This window comes from Alteromonas sp. 14N.309.X.WAT.G.H12, from assembly GCF_036697315.1.
In the GTDB taxonomy this organism is placed as follows: domain Bacteria; phylum Pseudomonadota; class Gammaproteobacteria; order Enterobacterales; family Alteromonadaceae; genus Alteromonas.
In genome coordinates this window covers 1-353 of the sequence record NZ_JBAHZB010000264.1, presented here as the reverse complement: position 1 = coordinate 353, position 353 = coordinate 1, and the positions used below count along the sequence as shown (strand labels likewise).

Genomic DNA, 353 nt, shown 5'->3' with positions numbered 1-353 from the left:
TGGGTATCGCTGTCACTGTCGGTGACTTCAATACTGATCACCGCCCCGATTTCATCACAGGTCCCGCTAATGGTAGGTGTGGCACTGTTGAGATTAGACAAAGCATCTAGGTTCAGTATTGGGAGCGTGAGATCGATAAGGCCGGAAGTCGAAACACTGGCGAGATTGCCAGCGGCATCGAGCACCGACACGTCCACATTGAGTAACCCTTCGGAAGCCGCAGCCGGTAAATCTACTGAGAAAGAACCGTCAGGCAATACGGTGGTGGTGAAGGTCTGGGTATCGCTGTCACTGTCGGTGACTTCAATACTGATCACCGCCCCGATTTCATCACAGGTCCCGCTAATGGTAGG

General features: G+C 53.0%; 1 protein-coding gene. It reads right to left on the bottom strand.

Annotated elements, in window-relative coordinates; all coding sequences use genetic code 11:
• On the bottom strand, positions 1–353 hold a 353-nt coding region (locus V5298_RS21105; RefSeq protein WP_332933320.1), incomplete at both ends, for an Ig-like domain-containing protein.